Raw genomic sequence first — 17,515 nt, 5'->3', positions numbered from 1 at the left:
GTCCAGCTTTGAGGAGAGACGCTTCGTTTCAAGATAACCAGCGGGTCCACTCAACCACAGCTCCTAAAAGAGAGAAAAAAGTAATGCCACGGGCAGGCTCATTGGCCAGGTTATTCCTACCAGGAATGCACTAAGTAAACGAATATGTGTTTTCTCATGTGAGAGAAACCAGATAATGACAAAGGATATGTTCACACCAATCACATAAAAAATTAATATTTTAGAGAATAGTGCCATTTTGAATATCTTCTTATCCTTCCCATCTATTTGTAGAACTGACGGAAATAGTCATCGACTATCATAATGTTGAGGTCAAAATCAATATCTGGTAAGTCTAAGCATTTGAGCCTGATTAAATCTTCAATTTCACTTGCGGCTAATGATGTCGTTATTGCGAAAGCATTCTCATTCAATTGTCGTGGTATTCCATATTCATCAGCAACTATAGAGGAGAAATCCATATCATACATTAACGACCTTAACCTTAAGAAAACTGAGTAATAAGATGATGGATAATCAAAAGAAACAACGTAAGTTTTGAACCTGTTTATACCTTCCATAAAATGACTCCTATCAATATTATACGCCCTGGGGATGCAAAGTTTATTAACCCCGATTGATGATTCTCATATAGGAGATATTCTTTTTTTTTTGCTCAATAGAGGGGATGATTTGGGACAAAAAAACGCTCTCTCTGACCATTATTTGTGCATCCCCCTACCCTTCAGATACTCTCCTGAATGACGTTACGCAGAACATGAAAATATCATTACTCCACACTCTCCCATCAGTTACGAATATCATCATACTCACGCGTTTTATCAAATTCGTGTTTCGCAAACGGACACAGCGGGATAATTTTTCGTTTCTCCCGGCGCATTTTTTCCACGACTTTTGCCACCAGTTGTTTACCAATCCCCTGCCCTTTCAAACTTTCATCAACATCGGTATGTTCGATAATGGCTAAATTTTCTCCGGTTGGCACAAAGACAATTTCTGCTATTTGCTTTCCCTGCGCATCATTAATATAAAAATTATTATGGCCCTCACGTATTTCCATTTTTCCCTCGCTTATTTATGACGGTATTTCAGTGCGCCACTTGGGCACGTATCAATAACGTTCACTACGGTAGCGACGTCAACTTCATCCGGCATAATCCACGGCTTACGTTTGAGATTAAATAACTTGCCGTTGCCACGTACGCAGTTGCCGGAATGCTGACACATCGCGGTGTTGAACCAGACATCTATCTTTTCGCCGGTATAGCAGCGATAACCATCATCCAGTAGAGCTTGATCCATGACCTTCCCCTATCAAAAGTATGGTTTTCGCTATAAGCATAGCTCCCGAATCGCCAGACGACACTGGCAGTTTCAATGACCAGCTCCTCTGCTCCAAATAGCCAATCCCCCTTACTCCCTTTGAATTACCCGCATCATCAGGGATAATGCTTAGGAAATTTGTCATACAAGGAAGCTGATGAGACATTCACTGCCCTGCCGCATGTTACGCAAACGTCCGATGAAACTCAGTACCACGGTGATCTTAATGGTCAGCGCAGTGCTGTTCTCGGTGTTGCTGGTAGTGCATCTGATTTACTTCTCGCAGATCAGCGATATGACGCGTGACGGACTAGCCAACAAGGCGCTGGCTGTGGCGCGAACCCTTGCTGACTCGCCGGAAATCCGCCAGGGCTTACAAAAAACACCGCAGGAGAGCGGTATCCAGGCCATCGCTGAAGATGTACGCAAACGGAACGATCTGCTGTTTATTGTCATTACCGATATGCAAAGTCTTCGCTACTCACACCCTGAAGCCCCGCGAATTGGTCAGCCATTTAAAGGTGATGACATCCTTAAAGCTTTGAACGGCGAGGAAAATGTTGCTATTAATCACGGTTTTCTGGCGCAAGCCTTACGCGTATTTACCCCTGTCTACGACGAAAATCATAAACAGATCGGCGTGGTGGCGATTGGTCTGGAGTTAAGCCGTGTAACACAGCAGATCAATGACAGCCGCTGGAGCATTATCTGGTCAATTTTATTCGGTGTGCTGGTTGGCGGTCTGGGCACCTGGATACTGGTCAAAGTACTTAAGCGCATCCTGTTCGGCCTGGAACCCTACGAAATCTCTACTCTGTTTGAGCAACGCCAGGCAATGCTGCAATCGATCAAGGAAGGCGTCGTTGCCGTGGACGCTCGTGGCGAAGTCACACTAATTAATGATGCCGCGCAAGAACTGCTCAACTACCACAAATCGCAGGATGACGAAAAGTTATCGACACTTAGTCAGGCATGGTCGCAGGTAGTTGATGTCTCGGAAGTGTTACGCGACGGCACGCCGCGACGAGATGAAGAGGTGACCGTTAAAGACAGACTCTTACTGATCAACACCGTTCCGGTGCGCAGTAATGGCATTATCATCGGAGCTATCTCTACCTTCAGAGACAAAACAGAAGTTCGTAAGCTGATGCAACGGTTGGACGGTCTGGTCAACTATGCCGATGCCCTTCGTGAACGATCCCACGAATTTATGAACAAATTGCACGTGATTCTCGGATTATTGCATCTGAAGAGTTATAAGCAGTTGGAAGATTACATTCTCAAAACAGCCAACAACTATCAGGAAGAGATTGGCTCTCTGCTGGGTAAGATCAAATCTCCGGTTATCGCTGGTTTTTTAATCAGCAAGATTAACCGTGCGACCGATTTAGGCCATACGCTGATTTTAAACAGTGAAAGCCAGTTGCCAGACAGTGGTAGTGAAGATCAGGTCGCGACGCTAATTACCACGCTGGGAAACCTGATAGAAAACGCGCTGGAGGCATTAGGGCCGCAACCTGGTGGCGAAATCAGCGTCACGTTACACTACCGTCACGGCTTGCTGCACTGTGAAATTAACGATGATGGGCCGGGGATTCCCCCCGATAAAATCGATCACATTTTTGACAAAGGTGTCTCGACAAAAGGAAGCGAACGAGGCATCGGTCTGGCACTTGTCAAACAACAGGTTGAAAATCTCGGCGGCAGCATTGCCGTGGAATCAGAACCCGGAATTTTCACACAATTTTTTGTCCAATTACCCTGGGATGGGGAGAGGTCGAGCAAATGATTAATGTATTAATTATCGATGACGACGCAATGGTAGCGGAACTAAATCGCCGCTATGTCGCACAGATACCGGGCTTTCAGTGCTGCGGCACTGCCTCTACGCTTGAGAAAGCCAAAGAGATTATCTTCAACAGCGACACCTCCATCGACCTGATATTACTCGATATCTATATGCAAAAAGAGAATGGACTCGATTTACTGCCCGCCCTGCACAACGCTCACTGCAAAAGCGATGTGATTGTCATCTCTTCCGCTGCCGATGCCGCAACTATTAAAGATTCACTACATTACGGCGTCGTTGATTACCTGATTAAACCCTTCCAGGCATCACGTTTTGAAGAGGCACTCACCGGCTGGCGACAAAAGAAAATGGCGCTGGAGAAGCAGCAGTATTACGACCAGGCGGAACTGGACCAGCTAATTCATGGCAGTTCATCCAACGAACAGGATACGCGTCGTCTGCCGAAAGGCTTAACGCCACAGACTTTACGCACGCTGTGCCAGTGGATTGACGCTCATCAGGACTATGAGTTTTCAACCGACGAGTTGGCCAACGAGGTTAACATCTCACGCGTTTCGTGCCGTAAATATTTGATCTGGCTGGTGAATTGCCACATCTTAGTTACCAGCATCCATTATGGTGTCACTGGTCGTCCGGTTTATCGTTACCGTATTCAGGCAGAGCATTACTCATTACTGAAGCAATATTGTCAATAAAGCGTTATTCGTTATCTGGAAGTAACAATTATTGTAGTAACGCAAACCAGCACTGGCACAAGTTACATCCCCTATCAGTAAAACTTGTGCCAGATCAAATATAATTTCCCTTCTTCAGTCCAGCAAATTAATATCCTTTCGGATAAATAGAGTTTTTAATTTCAAAACGCTAACAAAAGTTAATTAACTATTATGTTACCTGCATTATGTGTATTTTTACCCACAAATAGGTAGATCAGAATAATCTATAAACTTAATGGCATCTTCCTGTAGAACAAAAACAGACCGATAAATATCAACAAGATAGCAAACAAACAAGTCATTAACATCTGCAAAACATAAACGATAAACCCATCGCCAGAGAGTATTTCTCTCTGAAAAAGTCACTTATCACAGTGCATAAATTTTCTGCTGTTTTAATCAGCCAATATTTACTGTGAAGTATTTACTCAAGCCAGTAACGACCAAACGGATATTTAGTCAGGCTCTGAAAACAGTTCATCCAAAACAGAACGTGACTGTGATCTATTCGACAAGAATTTAAATGGGATTATCGCGAGGGTTCACACATGTTATTTACTATCCAACTTATCATAATACTGATATGTCTGTTTTATGGTGCCAGAAAGGGCGGTATCGCGCTGGGGTTATTAGGCGGTATCGGCCTGGTCATTCTGGTCTTCGTCTTCCACCTTCAGCCGGGTAAACCCCCCGTTGATGTAATGCTGGTCATCATCGCGGTGGTGGCGGCATCTGCGACCTTGCAAGCCTCTGGCGGCCTTGACGTCATGCTGCAAATTGCCGAAAAACTGCTGCGCCGCAACCCGAAATATGTCTCCATTGTCGCGCCGTTTGTCACCTGTATACTGACCATTCTTTGCGGTACTGGCCACGTGGTCTACACCATTCTACCGATCATCTATGACGTCGCCATTAAGAACAACATTCGCCCGGAACGCCCGATGGCGGCGAGTTCTATCGGCGCGCAAATGGGAATTATCGCCAGTCCGGTGTCCGTTGCGGTAGTATCACTCGTCGCAATGCTGGGTAACGTCACCTTTGACGGTCGTCATCTTGAATTCCTTGACCTGCTCGCTATCACCATCCCATCTACCTTGTTAGGAATCCTGGCGATCGGTATCTTCAGTTGGTTCCGCGGTAAAGATCTGGATAAAGACGAAGAATTCCAGAAATTCATCTCTGTACCGGAAAACCGAGAGTATGTTTACGGTGATACCGCTACGCTGCTGGATAAAAAACTGCCGAAAAGCAACTGGCTGGCAATGTGGATCTTCCTCGGGGCAATCGCCGTGGTCGCGCTTCTCGGTGCTGATTCAGACCTGCGTCCATCTTTTGGTGGCAAACCGCTATCAATGGTACTGGTTATTCAGATGTTTATGCTGCTGACCGGGGCGCTGATTATTATCCTGACCAAAACCAATCCCGCGTCTATCTCAAAAAACGAAGTCTTCCGTTCCGGTATGATCGCCATCGTGGCGGTGTACGGTATCGCGTGGATGGCGGAAACCATGTTCGGTGCGCATATGTCTGAAATTCAGGGCGTACTGGGCGAAATGGTGAAAGAGTATCCGTGGGCTTATGCCATTGTTCTGTTGCTGGTCTCCAAGTTTGTGAACTCCCAGGCCGCAGCGCTGGCAGCCATTGTTCCGGTTGCACTGGCGATCGGCGTTGACCCGGCATACATCGTGGCTTCAGCACCGGCTTGCTACGGTTATTACATCCTGCCGACCTATCCTAGCGACCTGGCAGCGATTCAGTTTGACCGTTCCGGAACCACCCACATCGGTCGCTTCGTCATCAACCACAGCTTCATTCTGCCAGGGTTGATTGGCGTGAGCGTATCCTGCGTCTTTGGCTGGATCTTCGCCGCGATGTACGGGTTCTTGTAATTGCACTATGCGTGCTGCCCGTCGCTGTGCGGCACGCCATTTTCGTATAACAAATACAGAGTTACAGGCTGGAAGCTATGTCAAACAAACCATTTATCTACCAGGCACCTTTCCCGATGGGGAAAGACAATACCGAATATTATCTGCTCACCTCCGATTACGTCAGCGTTGCCGAATTTGACGGTGAAACCATTCTGAAAGTGGAACCAGAAGCCCTGACCCTGCTGGCGCAGCAAGCCTTCCACGACGCATCTTTCATGCTCCGTCCGGCCCACCAGAAACAGGTTGCGTCTATTCTTAACGACCCAGAAGCCAGCGAAAACGATAAGTATGTGGCGCTGCAATTCTTGAGAAACTCTGAAATCGCTGCCAAAGGCGTGCTGCCGACCTGCCAGGATACCGGCACCGCGATCATTGTCGGTAAAAAAGGTCAGCGCGTATGGACCGGCGGCGGTGATGAAGAAGCCCTGTCAAAAGGTGTCTATAACACCTATATCGAAGATAACCTGCGCTATTCACAGAACGCGCCGCTGGATATGTACAAAGAGGTTAACACCGGCACTAACCTGCCTGCGCAAATCGACCTGTACGCGGTAGATGGCGACGAGTACAAATTCCTCTGCGTTGCCAAAGGTGGCGGCTCTGCCAACAAAACGTATCTCTACCAGGAAACGAAAGCCCTGCTAACCCCCGGCAAACTGAAAAACTTCCTCGTTGAGAAAATGCGCACCCTCGGCACCGCAGCCTGCCCGCCGTACCATATCGCATTTGTGATTGGTGGAACTTCCGCTGAAACCAACCTGAAAACCGTTAAGTTAGCAAGTGCTCACTATTACGATGAACTGCCGACGGAAGGGAACGAACACGGTCAGGCATTCCGCGATGTCCAGCTTGAACAGGAACTACTGGAAGAGGCCCAGAAACTCGGCCTCGGCGCGCAGTTTGGCGGTAAATACTTCGCCCACGACATCCGCGTGATCCGTCTGCCGCGTCACGGCGCATCCTGCCCGGTAGGTATGGGCGTCTCCTGCTCCGCTGACCGTAACATCAAAGCAAAAATCAACCGCGAAGGTATCTGGATAGAAAAACTGGAGCACAACCCAGGCCAGTACATTCCGGAAGAGCTACGTCAGGCAGGTGAAGGCGAAGCGGTGAAAGTCGACCTTAACCGTCCGATGAAAGAGATCCTCGCCCAGCTTTCGCAGTATCCGGTTTCCACCCGTTTGTCGCTCACCGGCACGATTATCGTTGGTCGCGATATTGCGCACGCTAAGCTGAAAGAACTGATCGACGCCGGTAAAGAACTGCCGCAGTACATCAAAGATCACCCGATCTACTACGCAGGTCCGGCCAAAACGCCTGCTGGTTATCCTTCCGGTTCACTTGGCCCAACTACCGCAGGACGTATGGACTCCTATGTGGATCTGCTGCAATCCTACGGCGGCAGCATGATCATGCTGGCGAAAGGTAACCGCAGTCAGCAGGTCACCGACGCTTGTCATAAACACGGCGGCTTCTACCTCGGCAGCATTGGCGGCCCGGCGGCAGTGCTGGCACAGCAGAGCATTAAGCATCTGGAATGTGTTGCCTATCCGGAGCTGGGTATGGAAGCTATCTGGAAAATCGAAGTGGAAGATTTCCCGGCGTTTATCCTGGTCGATGACAAGGGCAACGACTTCTTCCAGCAGATCGTCAATCAACAGTGCGCGAACTGCACTAAGTAACCTCTTCGGCCCGGCGCCTGGCGGTATACTGCCAGGTGATCCCCCCGGGCCACCTCTTTTGCGATTGTAATTTCACGCTTACTGGTGAATAGTCAGTATTTTCCCTGACTTGCGAACTCACCATGATCCGCACACTCAAGCCGTTAATTCTTAACACTGGCGCGTTGGCGCTAACATTCATCCTGATTTACACCGGCATTTCGGCTCATGACAAACTGACCTGGTTGATGGAAGTGACGCCAGTGATTATTGTCGTACCGTTGCTGCTTGCCACCGCCAGACGTTATCCATTAACGCCCTTGCTCTATACGCTGATTTTCTTTCACGCCATCATCCTGATGGTTGGCGGTCAGTATACCTACGCAAAAGTTCCCATCGGTTTTGAAGTGCAGGAATGGCTGGGGCTGAGTCGTAATCCGTATGACAAGCTGGGGCACTTTTTTCAGGGGCTGGTGCCTGCACTGGTGGCGCGAGAGATCCTTGTGCGTGGGATGTACGTGCGCGGACGTAAAATGGTAGCGTTTCTGGTCTGCTGCGTGGCGCTGGCGATAAGCGCAATGTATGAATTGGTTGAGTGGTGGGCAGCATTGGCGATGGGCCAGGGCGCGGATGATTTTCTCGGCACCCAGGGCGACCAGTGGGATACGCAATCCGATATGTTCTGTGCGCTGCTGGGCGCACTAACCGCGGTGATATTCCTCGCTCGCTTTCACTGCCACCAGTTACGGCGCTATGGCTTGATAACCGGATGACAACCTGCGTTTTGTTTATGCCGGATGCGGCGTAAACGCCTTATTCTGCCTACAAAATGTGCAAATTCAATCAATTGAATTTCTTATTGTAGGCCTGATAAGACGCGCCAGCGTCGCATCAGGCAATGTTTTCATTCGCTATTGCCAACGTCCGTCAGGCTTTCACATCGCTCACTGCACCGACCGGAATATCAGCATGAACAGGTACGGGGGGCACTTTACGATATTTATCCAGCAGATGGATCTGGATCCTGCGCAGCGTGTCGCCATTGAGGCGATAGAAACGGAAGTAGAGAATCAGCGTGACCATGAAGAACAGAGCAGGTAGAGCAATCATAATAAACTGCATACCTAATATGGCTTGCGTAGACTGTTCAACATTCGGGACATAGCCAATCATCCCCAACACAACTGCAATGAAAAAAGCCGCAAATGCCGACCCCCCCTTCACCACCATCGTCTGCACGGAATAAGCAATGCTCTCACAGCGGATGTGCAATTTATATTCACCGTAGTCAACGGTATCTGCCACCATGATGACCTGTAATACCCAGAACAGCGCCGTCCCCACATTCAGCAAAATACCGGCTATCACAATAAGAGCGACGTTGTGATAGCCCACTAATGCCATCAACAGAAGAACACCACAGCTTAATACCGGAAGAATAGAGGCTCCGGCCCATAAAATACGTCGGGATAATGATTTAACTAAACGCGGGAAGAACACTAACGTCACCAGGTTAGCTGCTCCCGCATACGACAGGTAATAGGGAAACAGATCCGCATCACCGATAACATACGAGAAATAATAGATAGCAAAGCCGGTGATAATGTTGCTGGCAATATTATAAGCAAGAGCCATTCCCAACAGGCAGGAAAGCTGATCGTTTTTATAAATAAGCGCAATGATGGCTTTTAGTGTCAGGTGTTTTTCTCCGACAGACGATTGATTATCTGACGAAAAGACTTCATGCACATTACGCAGAGTGATGATGGTCGACACAATAAAAAACGCAATCAGCACCAGTGTGAACATCTGAAAGCCAAATCCCCGATCGCCGCCGCCGACATAATTAACAAATGGCAGCGTCACGCCTGCCGTAACAAAACCCGCCAGACTGGCAAAAAAGCGCGGATAAGGAACCAGTTGTTCTCGCTCACGTTTATCGAGGGTTATGGTTGGAACCAGTGACCAGAAGGGAATATCCATTATGGTGTAAGTCATGCCCCAAAGAATGTAGGTCACGCAAACAAAGACAATCTGAGTAGTACCTTCAAACAGATGCGCGCTAAAGAGAAGAAATAAGATTACAGAGTTAGCCAACGTACCGATCAGGATCCAGGGCTTAAACTTACCCCATCGCGATCGCGTAGCATTTACAATCCACCCCATAATCGGATCGTTAATAGCATCCCAGATCCTCGCCACCAGAAACAAAGTACCAATCAAACCAACCGACAGCCCGACAACATCGGTGTAGTAATACATCAGGTACATATACACAATGCCGATCGCAAAATCCTTCCCGAACGCTCCAAATCCATAACTGAGTTTTGTCGTCATTGAAATGCTCATAGGGTATCGGGTCGCTGTTACCAACGCCCGCCTTCTGTTATTGGTATCGTCATAGGTGTGCGCCGGAAGACATACCCCGGCGCAGTAGCGTATTAGCGGTGCAACCAGCCGGGTAGCCAGTTGCCGTGGGCGGTAATCAGGTCGTCAACAAGAGCATAAATTTCGTCAATGCTCAGCACAGCGGCGGTGTGCGGATCCATCATCGCGGCGTGGTAAACACGGTCACGATTTTCCGTGAGAATCGCTTCCGTCAGCAGCGTTTGTACGTTGATATTGGTTTGCATCAGTGCTGCCAGATGCGAAGGTAGCGTACCGACTTTAGTCGGCTGAATGCCATTAGCATCAACCAGACAGGCGACTTCCACGCAACATCCTTGCGGCAGGTTATCAATCAGGCCATCGTTACGAACGTTGCCATAAATCACACTCGGTTCACCGGTCCAGATAGCGTTCATGATTGTGCTGGCATATTCCCGCGACGGTTTAATATCAATCCGGGACGCATTCTTATACTCCTCCAGCTCTTTATGCCAGTTCGCCAGTTGCTCAACGCAGCGTTTCGGGTACTCATCCAGCGGCACTTTATAACGTTCAATCAAATCCTCACGGCCTGGCTTAATAAACCACGGCGTATATTCAGCAAAGTGTTCTGATGATTCCGTGACGAAGTAGCCCAGCTTTTTGAACATTTCATAGCGCACAATATTCTGGCAGCGGGGATTACCATGAATATTCGGCTTCGGTGCCTGGCCCGCATCATAGGCTGCCAGCAGTTCCGGATAGAGATTCACGTAACTGCCGTCTGCGGTTTTGCGCTCCAGCTCCAGGTAGAACGCCATATGGTTGATACCTGCACAACGATAACGCAGTGTAGCGGGATCGATATTGAGATCGCGCGCCAGTTCTTCCGCCGTTCCCTGCACCGAATGGCACAACCCTACCTGTTTGATATGCGGATAGCGGGCATACATTGCCCAGGTATTCATCGCCATCGGGTTAACGTAGTTCAGCATGGTGGCGTCGGGGCACACTTCCGTCATGTCCTCACAAATCTGCCACAGATGCGGAATGGTACGCAGCGCGCGCATAATGCCGCCCGGCCCCAACGTGTCGGCAATAGTTTGTTCCAGACCGTGACGCTTACAAACCTCAAAATCGGTGACCGTACAGGGTTCATAACCGCCAATCTGAAATGCCACCACCACGAAATCAGCATCCTGTAAGGCTTCTTTCTGTTGGGTATGACAGGTAATTTTGCCGCTGGCTCCTGCTGAATCCATCAGCTTACGCACCACAATGTGCGACTCTTCCAGGCGGGTGGGATCGATATCCATCAGGGCAATATGCGCCGTTTTCAGCGCCTCGCGATGAAACACATCACCAAGAATATTTTTAACGAAAATCGTCGAACCAGCGCCGATAAAAGTAATTTTGGGTGCAGACATCATTCAGGTCTCCTGGCTTGCTTGAATGATTTCATCATGGCAGGCGATTTCGCAGAAAACCTCCGGCTTCCCCGTTGAGCATTCCCAAAAACTCAGATCCTGGGTTGCTTAGCAGTAAATCTTAGTTTTCGGGAATAAATTGCCTAAAAAACAGAGTAATTAGCCCTTATAAAACCCTGTCCATTCCTCTCTCTTTACGTTTTGTGTCGTCATTCGCAGTCACCCCTGCCAACTTCTGCCATGATTCTGATAATCCAGGAAAGAGGGCTATCGATGAATACAGACACATTTATGTGCAGCAGTGATGAAAAGCAGACCCGCAGCCCGCTGTCGCTATACTCGGAATATCAGCGGATGGAAATTGAATTTCGCGCGCCGCATGTCATGACCTCCAGCCACTGGCATGGTCAGGTTGAGGTAAATGTGCCTTTCGATGGCGATGTGGAATACCTGATCAACAATGAACACGTAAGTATCAATCAAGGCCATATCACGCTGTTCTGGGCCTGTACGCCGCACCAGCTAACCGATACCGGAACCTGCAAGAGCATGGCAATTTTTAATCTGCCAATGCATTTGTTTCTCTCCTGGCCACTGGATAAAGACCTTATAAACCATGTGACTCACGGCATGGTGATTAAATCACTGGTGGCACAGCAACTTAGTCCGTTTGAAGTACGCCGCTGGCAGCAGGAGTTGAACAACCCAAACGAGCAAATCCGCCAGCTCGCCATTGATGAAATTGGCCTGATGCTCAAGCGATTTAGCCTCTCCGGCTGGGAGCCTATTCTGGTCAATAAAACTTCGCGCACGCACAAAAATAGCGTCTCGCGCCATGCGCAGTTTTATGTCAGCCAGATGCTGGGCTTTATTGCGGATAACTATGATCAGGCGCTGACCATCAACGATGTGGCCGAGCACGTCAAACTTAATGCCAATTATGCAATGGGGATATTTCAGCGGGTCATGCAGTTGACGATGAAACAGTACATTACTGCGATGCGCATCAACCACGTTCGCGCATTACTGAGCGATACCGATAAAAGTATTCTCGATATTGCACTGACGGCAGGCTTTCGTTCGAGTAGTCGTTTTTACAGCACGTTCGGCAAATATGTCGGCATGTCGCCGCAACAATACCGAAAACTTAGCCAACAACGCCGCCAGATGCTTCCCGGCTAAAAACGATATCAGTATCAGCCAAAAAAATAATTTAGCTGTCGATAATAAACATTGAAAATTAATTAAAAAATTAATTTAAACTTTTGTTTATAATATAAAAATTTTAAAAACGCTTGTTTTTCAATCACTTTACAGCCTGAAATGCCCGGAAGATACTTGCCCGCAGCGAAGATTCCTTCACAACCGGGTAAGCAATGATGAAAGTATTAATTGTTGAAAGCGAGTTTCTACATCAGGACACCTGGGTCGGTAGCGCCGTTGAGCGTCTGGCAAATGCCTTGAGCCAACAAAATGTTACCGTGATTAAATCCACCTCCTTTGATGATGGCTTTGCCATTCTCTCTTCAAATGAAGCCATTGATTGTCTGATGTTCAGTTATCAAATGGAGCATCCGGACGAACACCAAAATGTCAGAGAATTGATCGGTAAGCTTCATGAGCGTCAGCAAAATGTGCCGGTATTCCTGTTAGGCGACCGGGAAAAATCAATCGCCGCGCTGGATCGCGATCTGCTGGAGCTTGTCGATGAATTCGCCTGGATTCTGGAAGATACCGCTGACTTTATCGCCGGACGCGCCATCGCAGCGATATCCCGCTACCGCCAACAGCTATTGCCGCCACTGTTCAGCGCGCTGATGAAATATAGCGACATCCATGAGTACTCCTGGGCCGCGCCAGGTCACCAGGGCGGTGTTGGCTTCACTAAAACCCCCGCCGGACGTTTCTACCATGACTACTATGGTGAAAACCTGTTCCGCACCGACATGGGCATCGAACGAACTTCCCTCGGTTCTTTACTTGACCATACTGGCGCATTTGGCGAAAGCGAAAAATATGCCGCGCGCGTATTTGGTGCCGACCACTCCTGGTCCGTCGTCGTCGGCACTTCAGGGTCTAACCGCACCATCATGCAAGCCTGCATGACAGATAACGACGTGGTTGTTGTTGACCGTAACTGCCACAAATCCATCGAACAAGGTTTAATGCTGACTGGCGCGAAACCGGTATACATGGTGCCAAGCCGCAACCGCTACGGCATTATCGGGCCAATCTATCCGCAGGAAATGCAGCCTGAAACCTTGCAGAAGAAAATCAGCGAAAGCCCGCTGACCAAAGACAAAGTCGGGCAAAAACCCTCTTACTGCGTGGTAACCAACTGCACCTATGACGGCGTATGCTATAACGCCAAAGACGCGCAGGATCTGCTGGAAAAAACCGCCGATCGTCTGCACTTCGACGAAGCCTGGTACGGTTACGCACGTTTTAATCCGATCTATGCCGATCACTACGCGATGCGCGGTGAGCCGGGTGATCACAGCGGTCCGACCGTTTTCGCCACTCACTCCACTCATAAACTGCTGAATGCACTGTCGCAGGCGTCTTATATTCATGTACGTGAAGGCCGCGGCGCGATTAACTTCTCCCGCTTTAATCAGGCATACATGATGCATGCCACCACTTCCCCGTTATATGCCATCTGCGCGTCAAACGATGTGGCTGTATCAATGATGGACGGCAACAGCGGCCTGTCGCTGACTCAGGAAGTGATCGACGAAGCGGTCGATTTCCGCCAGGCAATGGCACGGTTGTATAAAGAGTTTGCTGACGAAGGTAGTTGGTTCTTTAAGCCGTGGAATAAAGAAGTGGTTACCGATCCGGAAACCGGCAAAACCTATGACTTTGCCGACGCACCGCACAAACTGCTGACCACCGTTCAGGACTGCTGGGTAATGCATCCGGGCGAAAGCTGGCACGGCTTCAAAGATATTCCGGATAACTGGAGTATGCTTGACCCGATTAAAGTCAGCATCCTCGCTCCGGGGATGGGTGAAGACGGTGAACTGGAAGAAACCGGTGTTCCGGCAGCACTGGTTACCGCATGGCTGGGTCGCCACGGCATTGTGCCCACCCGTACCACCGACTTCCAGATTATGTTCCTGTTCTCAATGGGCGTAACCCGTGGGAAATGGGGAACGCTGGCTAACACCCTCTGTTCCTTCAAACGCCACTACGACGCTAACACCCCGCTGGCTCAGGTAATGCCGGAACTTGTTGAACAATATCCTGACACTTATGCGAACATGGGCATTCACGATCTGGGCGACAAAATGTTTGCCTGGCTGAAAGAAAACAATCCTGGCGCACGATTGAACGAAGCCTATTCCGGCCTGCCGGTGGCAGAAATCACTCCGCGCGAAGCATACAACGCAATTGTCGATAACAACGTTGAACTGGTATCCATTGAAAACCTGCCGGGACGTATTGCGGCGAACTCAGTCATCCCATATCCGCCCGGGATCCCAATGCTGCTTTCCGGTGAAAACTTTGGCGATAAAAACAGCCCACAAGTAAGCTATTTACGCTCACTGCAATCCTGGGATCATCATTTCCCTGGTTTTGAACACGAAACGGAAGGCACCGAAATTATTGACGGTATTTACCACGTAATGTGTGTGAAAGCGTAACCACTATTCCGCTGAAGGCGTAATTGTTTAAATAACATTACGCCGCCTGGCCTGAGGCCTTTTGAGTATGGCAACGTTTTCATAAAAATTGCTGCAAACAAAAATGTCATACTTTTTGCGCGGTCCCACCCCGCGCTTTTTTTGTTTGTTATTTACACTTCTTCACTCTGTAAAAATTTTTGTACATGAGAAATTACTATAAAAATTTGTAATATTAGCAAAACACGTTATTTTTATGCATGTTTTGATTCGTCATACAATTATATAACCAGTCCCCGGTATCTCTCTATGTTGGCGAGATCCACTATTTTCTTTGCATTTCAGGAGTACATGTATGAGGATTTGCAGCAACCAACCTTGTATAGTTTTATTAACTGAAAAAGATGTCTGGCTAAGAGTGAATGGGAAAGAACCTATAAGTTTGAAAGCTAACCATATAACGTTATTAAGTTGTGAAAACAATATTATCGACGTCTCCTCTCTGAATAACACTTTGGTTGCGTATATTAGCCTCGACATCATCAAAGATTATCTCCGTTTTCTGAATAAAGATCTCTCGAAAATACCGGTCTGGCAGCGTAGCGCCACGCCTTTTATTTCCCTGTCATGCCTGACACCAGAGGTGTTTCGCGTCGCAGCGCAACACAGCATAATGCCCGCTGAAACAGAGTCGGAAAAGGAACGAACACGTGCATTATTATTCACTGTACTATCTCGTTTTCTCGATAGTAAAAAATTCCTTTCACTGCTAATGCATATGTTACGTAATTGTGTTAGCGACAGCGTTTATCAAATCATTGAAAGCGATATCCATAAAGACTGGAATCTTAGTATGGTAGCCAGTTGTTTATGCCTTAGCCCAAGTTTGTTAAAGAAAAAGCTGAAAAGCGAAAACACCAGTTATAGCCAAATAATAACCACCTGCCGGATGCGTTATGCCGTAAATGAATTAATGATGGATGGTAAAAATATCTCACAGGTGTCACAGTCCTGTGGCTACAACAGTACGTCTTACTTTATTTCTGTATTTAAAGATTTCTATGGCATGACCCCACTCCATTATGTTAGCCAGCATAGAGAACGTTCTATCGCCTGATTTATAACCTTAACGAAGAGATATATTAATAACAGCATCAGCGATAAGCCAGCCGACGATAATTCAACGCGCGAATGCAGGCGTATGATATGACGTAATTTATTGTCACGAAGCTCGCCTTCGCAGGAGTTTTATTATGTCTTCGGATGCTGATGCTCACAAAGTGGGCTTAATCCCCGTCACCCTAATGGTGTCGGGGAATATTATGGGGTCAGGTGTTTTTCTGTTACCTGCAAATCTGGCCTCGACGGGGGGGATTGCTATATATGGTTGGCTGGTGACAATTATCGGTGCTTTGGCTTTATCGATGGTTTACGCCAAAATGTCGTTCCTCGATCCCAGCCCTGGCGGTTCATATGCCTACGCGCGCCGCTGTTTTGGTCCTTTCCTCGGGTATCAAACTAACGTTCTCTACTGGCTGGCCTGCTGGATCGGCAATATTGCTATGGTGGTCATTGGCGTCGGCTACCTGAGCTATTTCTTCCCGGTACTGAAAGATCCGTTGGTATTAACTATCACCTGTGTTGTGGTGCTGTGGATCTTCGTTCTGCTTAATATCGTCGGGCCGAAAATGATTACCCGCGTGCAGGCCATCGCCACTGTACTGGCGCTGATCCCCATCGTCGGGATTGCCGTATTCGGCTGGTTCTGGTTCCACGGAGAAACCTATATGGCGGCCTGGAACGTTAGCGGTCTGGGCACTTTCGGCGCAATTCAAAGCACCTTAAACGTAACGCTGTGGTCATTTATCGGGGTAGAAAGTGCTTCTGTTGCAGCGGGTGTAGTGAAAAACCCGAAACGCAACGTCCCTATTGCCACCATTGGTGGGGTACTGATTGCTGCCGTCTGCTATGTGCTCTCGACCACGGCAATTATGGGGATGATCCCGAATGCCGCACTGCGCGTTTCCGCCTCGCCATTCGGTGATGCTGCACGGATGGCGCTGGGTGATACCGCAGGAGCCATTGTCTCCTTCTGTGCGGCGGCTGGTTGCCTGGGTTCGCTCGGCGGCTGGACGTTACTGGCTGGACAAACGGCGAAAGCCGCTGCCGATGACGGTTTGTTCCCACCGATTTTTGCCCGCGTCAACAAAGCAGGCACACCGGTAGCCGGGTTGATTATCGTTGGTATCCTGATGACTATCTTCCAGTTCAGCAGCATCTCACCAAACGCAACCAAAGAGTTCGGTCTGGTCTCTTCCGTATCGGTTATCTTTACCCTGGTGCCTTATCTTTATACCTGTGCAGCTTTACTGCTTTTAGGCCACGGTCACTTTGGCAAAGCGCGTCCGGCGTATCTGGTCATCACAACTATCGCCTTCCTTTATTGCATCTGGGCGGTGGTTGGTTCTGGTGCACAAGAAGTCATGTGGTCATTTGTCACTCTGATGGTGATCACCGCTATGTACACGCTGAACTACAACCGGCTGCATAAAAACCCGTATCCTTTAGATCCACCCATTAGCAAAGATTAAGCCTCCTTAATCCAGCAAACATAAAAGCCAACCTTAAGAACTTAAGGTTGGCTTAACTTTGCT

Annotated in this window: 15 protein-coding genes; 9 read left to right on the top strand and 6 right to left on the bottom strand. The window is 48.4% G+C overall.

The features are described 5' to 3' along the window. Window positions 1-63: 63 nt before the first annotated feature. The 4 genes from ghoT to yjdI all read right to left on the bottom strand — a co-directional run bounded on the left by ghoT (window position 64) and on the right by yjdI (window position 1,302). Window positions 64-237, bottom strand: coding sequence for a type V toxin-antitoxin system toxin GhoT (gene ghoT, locus C7B16_RS14185; protein ID WP_001173345.1), 174 nt, complete (start codon window positions 235-237; stop codon window positions 64-66). 26 nt (window positions 238-263) lie between these two features. After that, window positions 264-560, bottom strand: coding sequence for a type V toxin-antitoxin system endoribonuclease antitoxin GhoS (gene ghoS, locus C7B16_RS14180; RefSeq protein ID WP_001517605.1), 297 nt, complete (start codon window positions 558-560; stop codon window positions 264-266). A 227-nt stretch (window positions 561-787) separates the two neighbouring features. Continuing rightward, complete coding sequence (locus tag C7B16_RS14175; RefSeq protein ID WP_000405652.1) at window positions 788-1,060, bottom strand: GNAT family N-acetyltransferase; 273 nt, start codon at window positions 1,058-1,060, stop codon at window positions 788-790. A gap of 11 nt (window positions 1,061-1,071) precedes the next feature. Next, entirely contained in the window at window positions 1,072-1,302 is a 231-nt protein-coding gene (yjdI, locus tag C7B16_RS14170; RefSeq protein ID WP_000371696.1) for a 4Fe-4S mono-cluster protein YjdI, read from the bottom strand. Window positions 1,303-1,480: 178 nt separating this feature from the next. Between yjdI and C7B16_RS14165 the strand changes: the two genes are divergently transcribed. The 5 genes from C7B16_RS14165 (at window position 1,481) to C7B16_RS14140 (ending at window position 8,214) form a co-directional block, all read left to right on the top strand. Further along, window positions 1,481-3,112 carry a sensor histidine kinase gene (locus C7B16_RS14165; protein ID WP_038355161.1) on the top strand — a complete coding sequence of 544 codons (1,632 nt, stop codon included), beginning with the start codon at window positions 1,481-1,483 and terminating at the stop codon, window positions 3,110-3,112. Beyond that, a complete protein-coding gene (gene dcuR / locus C7B16_RS14160; protein ID WP_000611294.1) occupies window positions 3,109-3,828 on the top strand; it encodes a two-component system response regulator DcuR in 720 nt (239 codons plus the stop codon). Before C7B16_RS14165 ends, dcuR begins: the two co-directional genes overlap by 4 nt. Before the next feature lie 569 nt (window positions 3,829-4,397). Then, window positions 4,398-5,738 (top strand): anaerobic C4-dicarboxylate transporter DcuB, encoded by a 1,341-nt coding sequence (gene dcuB, locus C7B16_RS14150; RefSeq protein WP_000899515.1) that lies wholly within the window; start codon window positions 4,398-4,400, stop codon window positions 5,736-5,738. 77 nt (window positions 5,739-5,815) lie between these two features. After that, a complete protein-coding gene (fumB, locus tag C7B16_RS14145) occupies window positions 5,816-7,462 on the top strand; it encodes a class I fumarate hydratase (protein ID WP_107179837.1) in 1,647 nt (548 codons plus the stop codon). Window positions 7,463-7,584: 122 nt separating this feature from the next. Next, complete coding sequence (locus tag C7B16_RS14140; RefSeq protein ID WP_000621498.1) at window positions 7,585-8,214, top strand: DUF2238 domain-containing protein; 630 nt, start codon at window positions 7,585-7,587, stop codon at window positions 8,212-8,214. Between the two features lie 154 nt (window positions 8,215-8,368). Here C7B16_RS14140 and melB read toward each other — a convergent pair whose 3' ends face one another. Then, window positions 8,369-9,790 carry a melibiose:sodium transporter MelB gene (gene melB / locus C7B16_RS14135; RefSeq protein WP_000028086.1) on the bottom strand — a complete coding sequence of 474 codons (1,422 nt, stop codon included), beginning with the start codon at window positions 9,788-9,790 and terminating at the stop codon, window positions 8,369-8,371. Window positions 9,791-9,882: 92 nt separating this feature from the next. Further along, complete coding sequence (gene melA / locus C7B16_RS14130; RefSeq protein ID WP_000986613.1) at window positions 9,883-11,238, bottom strand: alpha-galactosidase; 1,356 nt, start codon at window positions 11,236-11,238, stop codon at window positions 9,883-9,885. A gap of 270 nt (window positions 11,239-11,508) precedes the next feature. On the opposite strand from melA, the gene melR reads away from it, so the two are divergent. The 4 genes from melR to adiC all read left to right on the top strand — a co-directional run bounded on the left by melR (window position 11,509) and on the right by adiC (window position 17,452). Beyond that, on the top strand, window positions 11,509-12,417 hold the full coding sequence (melR, locus tag C7B16_RS14125) for a transcriptional regulator MelR (RefSeq protein WP_016249487.1): 909 nt from the start codon (window positions 11,509-11,511) through the stop codon (window positions 12,415-12,417). A gap of 197 nt (window positions 12,418-12,614) precedes the next feature. Further along, window positions 12,615-14,882: an arginine decarboxylase gene (gene adiA, locus C7B16_RS14120; protein ID WP_107179847.1), complete on the top strand. Its 2,268-nt coding sequence runs from the start codon at window positions 12,615-12,617 to the stop codon at window positions 14,880-14,882. 334 nt (window positions 14,883-15,216) lie between these two features. Then, on the top strand, window positions 15,217-15,978 hold the full coding sequence (locus C7B16_RS14115) for an AraC family transcriptional regulator (RefSeq protein ID WP_001217088.1): 762 nt from the start codon (window positions 15,217-15,219) through the stop codon (window positions 15,976-15,978). A 136-nt stretch (window positions 15,979-16,114) separates the two neighbouring features. Beyond that, entirely contained in the window at window positions 16,115-17,452 is a 1,338-nt protein-coding gene (gene adiC, locus C7B16_RS14110; protein WP_000093135.1) for an arginine/agmatine antiporter, read from the top strand. Window positions 17,453-17,515: the final 63 nt, after the last annotated feature.

It is taken from the genome of Escherichia sp. 20412-1, from assembly GCF_003027595.1.
Taxonomy (GTDB): Bacteria; Pseudomonadota; Gammaproteobacteria; order Enterobacterales; family Enterobacteriaceae; genus Escherichia; species Escherichia marmotae.
The sequence above is the reverse complement of the archived record's forward strand: the minus strand, read 5'-3'. Positions and strand labels throughout refer to the sequence as shown.

Excerpts from the sequence above, each read along its gene's own strand:
- ghoT (WP_001173345.1), bottom strand. The coding sequence starts at position 237 with ATGGCACTATTCTCTAAAATATTAATTTTTTATGTGATTGGTGTGAAC.
- ghoS (WP_001517605.1), bottom strand. The coding sequence starts at position 560 with ATGGAAGGTATAAACAGGTTCAAAACTTACGTTGTTTCTTTTGATTAT.
- C7B16_RS14175 (WP_000405652.1), bottom strand. The coding sequence starts at position 1,060 with ATGGAAATACGTGAGGGCCATAATAATTTTTATATTAATGATGCGCAG.
- yjdI (WP_000371696.1), bottom strand. The coding sequence starts at position 1,302 with ATGGATCAAGCTCTACTGGATGATGGTTATCGCTGCTATACCGGCGAA.
- C7B16_RS14165 (WP_038355161.1), top strand. The coding sequence starts at position 1,481 with ATGAGACATTCACTGCCCTGCCGCATGTTACGCAAACGTCCGATGAAA.
- dcuR (WP_000611294.1), top strand. The coding sequence starts at position 3,109 with ATGATTAATGTATTAATTATCGATGACGACGCAATGGTAGCGGAACTA.
- dcuB (WP_000899515.1), top strand. The coding sequence starts at position 4,398 with ATGTTATTTACTATCCAACTTATCATAATACTGATATGTCTGTTTTAT.
- fumB (WP_107179837.1), top strand. The coding sequence starts at position 5,816 with ATGTCAAACAAACCATTTATCTACCAGGCACCTTTCCCGATGGGGAAA.
- C7B16_RS14140 (WP_000621498.1), top strand. The coding sequence starts at position 7,585 with ATGATCCGCACACTCAAGCCGTTAATTCTTAACACTGGCGCGTTGGCG.
- melB (WP_000028086.1), bottom strand. The coding sequence starts at position 9,790 with ATGAGCATTTCAATGACGACAAAACTCAGTTATGGATTTGGAGCGTTC.
- melA (WP_000986613.1), bottom strand. The coding sequence starts at position 11,238 with ATGATGTCTGCACCCAAAATTACTTTTATCGGCGCTGGTTCGACGATT.
- melR (WP_016249487.1), top strand. The coding sequence starts at position 11,509 with ATGAATACAGACACATTTATGTGCAGCAGTGATGAAAAGCAGACCCGC.
- adiA (WP_107179847.1), top strand. The coding sequence starts at position 12,615 with ATGAAAGTATTAATTGTTGAAAGCGAGTTTCTACATCAGGACACCTGG.
- C7B16_RS14115 (WP_001217088.1), top strand. The coding sequence starts at position 15,217 with ATGAGGATTTGCAGCAACCAACCTTGTATAGTTTTATTAACTGAAAAA.
- adiC (WP_000093135.1), top strand. The coding sequence starts at position 16,115 with ATGTCTTCGGATGCTGATGCTCACAAAGTGGGCTTAATCCCCGTCACC.